General features: G+C 75.2%; 1 pseudogene. It reads left to right on the forward strand.

The features are described from left to right. Positions 1–304 (forward strand): annotated as a pseudogene (locus B8460_RS22600) (nucleotidyltransferase family protein); the annotation flags it as partial. Positions 305–443: the final 139 nt, after the last annotated feature.

Below are 443 nucleotides of genomic sequence, written 5' to 3' on the forward strand. Positions count from 1 at the left end.
CCAGATCAGCGGCGAGGTCGGCGCCGGCGATTTCTTCGTCGATCCCTGGGGCGTGCTGCGCCGCCGGCGCGAGCGCGAGGTGGCGCCCTACCTCTATGCCGGCGTGCAGCTCATCGCCCCGGCGCTGCTCGACGGCATGGCACCCGGCGCCTTCAGCATGAACCGCTGCTGGGACCGGGCGCTGGCCGCCGGCCGGCTGCGCGCGGTGGTGCATGACGGGCTGTGGTTCCACCTCTCCACCCCGCCCGACCTGCGCGATGCGGAAGCGGTGCTTGCCGCCGGCATCACCGGACAGACGACATGAACATCGCCTCGATCCCGGCGGGCGAGCCGTTCCTCGACGCCGTCGCCCGCGCCTGGCTCGACGCGCACGCGGCGGCGCCGGAGGCCGGGCTGATCCTGCTGCCGACCCGCCGCGCCGCCCGCGCGCTGGCCGAGGCATT

The organism is Acidisphaera rubrifaciens HS-AP3, assembly GCF_000964365.1.
In the GTDB taxonomy this organism is placed as follows: Bacteria; Pseudomonadota; Alphaproteobacteria; order Acetobacterales; family Acetobacteraceae; genus Acidisphaera; species Acidisphaera rubrifaciens.